This window comes from Burkholderia sp. KCJ3K979, from assembly GCF_016759955.1.
GTDB lineage: Bacteria > Pseudomonadota > Gammaproteobacteria > Burkholderiales > Burkholderiaceae > Burkholderia > Burkholderia orbicola.
The window spans coordinates 25,982-32,572 of sequence record NZ_JACFYV010000065.1; the positions used below are offsets into that span (position 1 = coordinate 25,982).

The 6,591-nt window shown below is 65.4% G+C and carries 7 protein-coding genes; 6 read left to right on the plus strand and 1 reads right to left on the minus strand.

All coding sequences use genetic code 11. The annotated features are described in order from the left end of the window. Positions 1–38: 38 nt before the first annotated feature. From lapB to cysM, 6 genes are all read left to right on the plus strand, one after another. Entirely contained in the window at positions 39–1,211 is a 1,173-nt protein-coding gene (lapB, locus tag H3O04_RS16390; RefSeq protein WP_011544888.1) for a lipopolysaccharide assembly protein LapB, read from the plus strand. 90 nt (positions 1,212–1,301) lie between these two features. Next, a complete protein-coding gene (locus H3O04_RS16395) occupies positions 1,302–2,702 on the plus strand; it encodes a UDP-glucose dehydrogenase family protein (protein ID WP_011544889.1) in 1,401 nt (466 codons plus the stop codon). Positions 2,703–2,709: 7 nt separating this feature from the next. Beyond that, positions 2,710–3,660, plus strand: coding sequence for a D-glycero-beta-D-manno-heptose-7-phosphate kinase (gene rfaE1 / locus H3O04_RS16400; RefSeq protein ID WP_011694215.1), 951 nt, complete (start codon positions 2,710–2,712; stop codon positions 3,658–3,660). Between the two features lie 64 nt (positions 3,661–3,724). Continuing rightward, positions 3,725–4,717 (plus strand): ADP-glyceromanno-heptose 6-epimerase, encoded by a 993-nt coding sequence (gene rfaD / locus H3O04_RS16405; protein ID WP_006476566.1) that lies wholly within the window; start codon positions 3,725–3,727, stop codon positions 4,715–4,717. Positions 4,718–4,791: 74 nt separating this feature from the next. Further along, on the plus strand, positions 4,792–5,139 hold the full coding sequence (locus H3O04_RS16410) for a ComEA family DNA-binding protein (RefSeq protein ID WP_006476565.1): 348 nt from the start codon (positions 4,792–4,794) through the stop codon (positions 5,137–5,139). Between the two features lie 213 nt (positions 5,140–5,352). Beyond that, positions 5,353–6,255: a cysteine synthase CysM gene (gene cysM, locus H3O04_RS16415; protein WP_006476564.1), complete on the plus strand. Its 903-nt coding sequence runs from the start codon at positions 5,353–5,355 to the stop codon at positions 6,253–6,255. 77 nt (positions 6,256–6,332) lie between these two features. Here cysM and H3O04_RS36125 read toward each other — a convergent pair. Continuing rightward, a partial coding sequence (locus H3O04_RS36125; RefSeq protein WP_237666313.1) for a lytic murein transglycosylase occupies positions 6,333–6,591 on the minus strand: 259 nt, incomplete at its 5' end.

Consider the following 6,591-nt stretch of genomic DNA (forward strand, 5'->3'; position numbering starts at 1 on the left):
ATCATCGCGCGGTTTTCGTCTCTGCTTCGATATTTCGCATGGATCTGGATTTCTGGTGGTTGCTCGCGATTCCGGTCGCGTTTGCGCTCGGTTGGGCGGCGTCACGCTATGACCTGAAGAATCTCCTGTCGGAGAGTGCCAACCTGCCGCGCTCGTATTTTCGCGGCCTCAATTTTCTGTTGAACGAACAACCCGACAAGGCGATCGATGCGTTCATCGAGGTGGCCAAGCTCGATCCCGAAACGGTCGAGCTGCACTTCGCGCTCGGCAACCTGTTTCGCCGTCGTGGCGAGACCGACCGCGCGATCCGCGTGCACCAGAACCTGCTGAGCCGCACCGACCTGCCGGTCAACGAGCGCGACCACGCGCTGTACGAACTGGGGCAGGATTTCCTGAAAGCCGGCCTGCTGGATCGCGCCGAAGAGGCGTTCCACAAGCTCGCGGACGGCGACTACGCACTGGGTGCGCAGCGGGCGCTGCTGACGATCTACGAGATCGAGAAGGACTGGAACAAGTCGATCGACACGGCGAAGCGCATCGAATCGATGAGCGACAAGCCGCTCGGCGTCGAAATTGCGCAGTTTCACTGCGAACTCGCGCAGGACGCGCTGCAGCGCAAGAATGCTGCTGCCGCGGCCGAACAGTTGCGCCTCGCGCTGACCGTGAATCCGCAGAACGTCCGCGCGACGGTGCTGTCCGGCGACGCGGCGGAAGCAGCGGGCGACCACGCGGCCGCGATCGAGCACTGGAAGCGCGTCGAAGCGCAGAACCCGGCATATCTGCCGCTCGTCGCCGACAAGCTGATGAAGGCGTACGTCGCGCTCGGCAAGAACGCTGAAGGCGCCGAACTGCTGATGGGGTACGTCGATCGTTATCCGTCGAACGACCTGCTCGACATCGCCTATCAGCATATCGCCGGGTTGCGCGGCCAGGATGCGGCGCATACGCTCGCGCGGACGCAGATGGAAAAGTCGCCGAACCTGTCGGGGATGCTGCACCTGCTCGATGCGCAGATCGCGGCGGCCGAGGAACCGCGTCGTAAGGAACTTGAAATGATGCGTGCGCTGATCAAGCAGCGCACGAAAAATCTGCCGCGGTATACGTGCCAGAATTGCGGTTTCCGGGCACGGCTCTTCTACTGGCAGTGCCCCGGATGCAGCGGCTGGGAAACCTATGCGCCGCGCCGCGTCGAACCTGCGATGCCGGGCTGATCCCGGCACGCGGAGCCAACGCGCTGCGGTTGCCGCCGGGCTCGTCCCGGCGGCCAAGTTAGTCAATTACCGGGAAGTACCGGAACATCTATGAAAATCACCATCATCGGCACCGGCTATGTCGGCCTCGTCACGGGCGCCTGCCTCGCGGAGATCGGTCACGACGTCTTCTGTCTCGATGTCGATCCGCGCAAGATCGACATCCTGAACAACGGCGGGATGCCGATTCACGAACCGGGGCTGCTGGACATCATCGCGCGCAACCGCACGGCGGGGCGCCTGCGTTTCTCGACCGACATCGAGGCGAGCGTCGCGCATGGCGAGATCCAGTTCATCGCCGTCGGCACGCCGCCTGACGAGGACGGCTCGGCCGACCTGCAATACGTGCTCGAGGCCGCGCGCAACATCGGCCGCCACATGACGGGCTTCAAGGTGATCGTCGACAAGTCGACGGTGCCGGTCGGCACCGCGCGGCGCGTGCACGGCGTGGTCGACGAGGCGCTTGCCGCACGCGGGCTCGCGGGCAGCGTCGCGCATCGCTTCTCGGTCGTGTCGAACCCGGAATTCCTGAAGGAAGGCGCGGCGGTCGAGGACTTCATGCGCCCGGACCGGATCATCATCGGTGTCGACGACGACGAAACCGGCACGATCGCGCGCGAGAAGATGAAGAAGCTCTACGCGCCGTTCAACCGCAACCACGAACGCACGATCTACATGGACGTGCGTTCGGCGGAATTCGCGAAGTATGCGGCGAACGCGATGCTCGCGACGCGCATCTCGTTCATGAACGAGATGTCGAATCTCGCCGACAAGGTCGGCGCCGACATCGAGGCCGTGCGCCGCGGGATCGGCTCCGATCCGCGCATCGGCTATCACTTCCTGTATGCCGGCGTCGGCTACGGCGGCTCGTGCTTCCCGAAGGACGTGCAGGCGCTGATCCGCACCGCCGGCGAGAACGGCCAGCCGCTGCGTATCCTGGAGGCTGTCGAGGCCGCCAACCATGCGCAGAAGGACGTGCTGATCGGCAAGATCGAGCAGCGCTTCGGCGCCGACCTGACGGGCCGCGAGTTCGCGGTCTGGGGCCTCGCGTTCAAGCCGAACACCGACGACATGCGCGAGGCGCCGAGCCGCCGCCTGATCGCCGCGCTGCTCGAACGCGGTGCGACCGTGCGCGCCTACGATCCGGTCGCCATCGACGAAGCGCGGCGCGTGTTCGCGCTGGATTTCGGCGACGATGCGAAGGCGCTGGCGCGGCTGCATCTCGTCGACACGCAGGACGCCGCGGTCACGGGCGCGGACGCCCTCGTGATCGTCACCGAATGGAAGGAATTCCGCAGCCCCGATTTCACGCGCCTGAAGGCCGAGCTGAAGGCGCCGGTGATCTTCGACGGGCGCAACCTGTACGAGCCGGATGCGATGGCCGAGCTGGGCATCGACTATTACGCGATTGGCCGGCCGTATGTCGATCCCCAGTCGTCCTCCCGTGGCTGAACGTACGATGAATACTCTTCGCGAAGTCGTTCCGGTGCCGCGCGAGCAACTCGCGCGCTCGCGTGTGCTCGTCGTCGGCGACGTGATGCTCGACCGTTACTGGTTCGGCAACGTCGATCGCATTTCGCCTGAAGCGCCGGTGCCGGTCGTGCACGTGCAGCGTCAGGAGGAGCGGCTCGGCGGCGCGGCCAACGTCGCGCGCAATGCCGTGACGCTCGGCGGCCAGGCCGGCCTGCTGTGCGTCGTCGGTTGCGACGAACCGGGCGAGCGGATCGTCGAGCTGCTCGGCAGCAGCGGCGTGACGCCCCATCTCGAGCGCGACCCGGCACTCCCGACCACGATCAAGCTGCGCGTGCTCGCGCGCCAGCAGCAACTGCTGCGCGTGGACTTCGAGGCGACGCCGACGCACGAGGTGCTGCTCGCGGGGCTCGCGCGCTTCGATGCGCTGCTGCCGCAGCACGACGTCGTGCTGATGTCGGATTACGCGAAAGGCGGCCTGACGCACGTCACGACGATGATCGAGAAGGCGCGCGCGGCCGGCAAGGCGGTGCTGGTCGACCCGAAGGGCGACGACTGGGCACGCTATCGCGGCGCATCGCTGATCACGCCGAATCGCGCGGAGTTGCGCGAGGTGGTCGGGCAGTGGAAATCGGAAGACGACCTGCGCGCGCGCGTCGCGAATCTGCGTGCGGAGCTCGGCATCGACGCGCTGTTGCTCACCCGTTCGGAAGAGGGCATGACGCTCTTTTCCGCGGGCGGCGAACTGCATGCACCGGCGCTCGCGCGCGAAGTGTTCGACGTGTCGGGCGCGGGCGACACCGTGATCGCGACGGTCGCGACGATGCTCGGCGCCGGTGTGCCGCTCGTCGACGCCGTGGTGCTCGCGAATCGCGCGGCAGGCATCGTGGTCGGTAAGCTCGGCACGGCCACGGTGGATTACGACGAACTGTTTCACTGAGCGCATTCGGCGGCGCGACGAGCGCGCCGCACGAGTGGCTCGCACTTTTTCAGGCAGGACGATCATGACCCTCATCGTCACCGGCGCAGCCGGTTTTATCGGCGCGAACATCGTCAAGGCGCTCAACGAGCGCGGCGAGACGCGCATCATCGCGGTCGACAACCTGACCCGCGCGGACAAGTTCCGCAATCTCGTCGACTGCGAGATCGACGACTATCTCGACAAGACCGAATTCGTCGAACGCTTCGCGCGTGGCGATTTCGGCAAGGTGCGCGCGGTATTTCATGAAGGCGCCTGTTCGGACACGATGGAAACCGACGGCCGCTACATGATGGACAACAACTTCCGCTACAGCCGCGCGGTGCTCGATACCTGCCTCGCGCAGGGCACGCAGTTCCTGTATGCGTCGTCGGCCGCGATCTACGGCGGCTCGACGCGTTTCGTCGAGGAGCGCGACGTCGAGGCGCCGCTGAACGTGTACGGCTATTCGAAGTTCCTGTTCGACCAGGTGATCCGTCGCGTGCTGCCGAGCGCGAAGAGCCAGATCGCGGGCTTCCGCTATTTCAACGTGTACGGCCCGCGCGAGACGCACAAGGGTCGCATGGCGTCGGTCGCGTTCCACAACTTCAACCAGTTCCGCGCGGAAGGCAAGGTGAAGCTGTTCGGCGAGTACAACGGTTATGCGCCGGGCGAGCAGACGCGCGATTTCGTGTCGGTCGAGGACGTGACCAAGGTGAACCTGTTCTTCTTCGATCATCCGGAGAAGTCGGGCATCTTCAACCTCGGCACGGGGCGGGCGCAGCCGTTCAACGATATCGCGTCGACGGTCGTGAACACGCTGCGTGCGCTCGACAACCAGGCGCCGCTGACGCTCGCGCAGCAGGTCGAGCAGGGGTTGATCGAATACGTGCCGTTCCCCGATGCACTGCGCGGCAAGTACCAGTGCTTCACGCAGGCCGACCAGACGAAACTGCGCGCGGCCGGCTACGACGCACCGTTCCTGACCGTGCAGGAAGGCGTCGACCGCTACGTGCGTTGGCTATCCGGCCAGGTTTAAACCGAAGCGTTGCATCGATAGACTGGGTCTCACGGTCGGCAGCCGCCGGCCGTTTTTCTTCGGAGATCCAGCACATGATCAGGAAATGGTTTGCCGCAGCGGTCATGCTCGGCGCAGTCGCGTCGGCCTGGGCGGCCGTCGACGTCAACACCGCGAACGAGGATGCGCTCGTCGGCATCAAGGGCATCGGCCCGGCGCGGGCCAAGGCGATTCTCGACGAGCGCGGCGCACGCGGTCCGTTCAGGAATGCGGACGATCTCGCCACGCGCGTGAAGGGCATGGGCGGGCATACCGTCGAGCGGCTTCAGCAGGAAGGTTTGACGATCGGTGCAGCGGCGGGTACGAGCGCTACGCCGTCGGCCGCGGCCAAACCGGTGGCAGCGAAGCCTGCCGCCGCACCGGCCCGCACCGCGCAGAAATAACGCGTCAAGCAACCGACACAAGCGCTCCTTCAGTCGCCGTCGTTGCGACGGCTTCCCGCGGCATGCCGCGGGTTTTTTGCGTGGAGCGGCGTGCGTGGCGAACCGCGAACCGCGCGGCACGCGTATTCCATCGTCGCAATGGGGTTGCCGGCGCGGGTGCCGGTGCTGGTTTACAATCGATCGATTGATCGGCCTCGCACTCACGGTATATCCATGGCTTACAAAACTATCGAAGACACGATCGGCAATACGCCGCTCGTGCAACTGGTCCGCCTGCCGGACGACGAGATTCGCGCCCGCAACAACGTGCTGCTCGCGAAGCTCGAGGGCAACAATCCGGCCGGCTCCGTGAAGGATCGCCCGGCGCTGTCGATGATCAGCAAGGCCGAGGCGCGCGGGCGCATCAAGCCGGGCGATACGCTGATCGAGGCAACGAGCGGCAACACGGGCATCGCGCTCGCGATGGCCGCGGCGATCCGCGGCTACAAGATGGTGCTGATCATGCCGGAGGATCTGTCGGTCGAGCGCCGCCAGAGCATGGCCGCTTATGGTGCCGAAATCATCCTGACGCCGGTGAAGGGCGGGATGGAGCTGGCGCGCGATCTCGCGGAGCAGATGCAGCGCGAAGGCAAGGGCGTGATCCTCGACCAGTTCGGCAACCCCGACAATCCCGTCGCGCACTACGAAGCAACGGGGCCGGAGATCTGGCGCGATACCGAAGGACGCATCACGCACTTCGTGTCCGCGATGGGCACGACGGGCACCATCATGGGCACGTCGCGCTATCTGAAGGAACAGAATCCGGCGATCGAGATCGTCGGTGCACAGCCGGAAGACGGCTCGCGTATTCCGGGCATCCGCAAATGGCCGGAAGCCTACATGCCGACCATCTTCGATCGCAGCCGTGTCGACCGCGTCGAGAGCGTGAGCCAGGCTGCGTCGGAAACGATGACGCGCCGGCTCGCGGCGGTCGAAGGCATTTTCGCGGGCATTTCGTCGGGCGGCGCATGCGAAGTCGCGATGCGCATCGCGCGTCAGGTCGAGAATGCGACGATCGTGTTCATCGTCTGCGATCGTGGCGACCGCTACCTGTCCACGGGCGTGTTTCCCGCGTGAGCGAGACGGGTGCGCGATACGCGCATCGATAAAAAAAGCGCCGCAGAAGCGGCGCTTTTTCTTTGGGTAGCCGGTGATTACTGCGGCTGCGCGTCGTCAGCCGCGGGTTGCAGCGCGCCGCTCGCTTCCATCTGCGCTTTCACGGCTTCGCCGAGTTGGTACACGGTGAGTGCGTAGAAGAAGCTGCGGTTGTAGCGCGTCAGCACATAGAAGTTCTTCAGGCCGAGTGCCCGGTACCACTGCAGCACCTGGTCGACGGCTTCATCGACCGAAAGTGCCGACGTATCGAGCAGCTTGGCATCTGCCGCAGGCTTCAGCGGCGCGGCCGCGCGATTG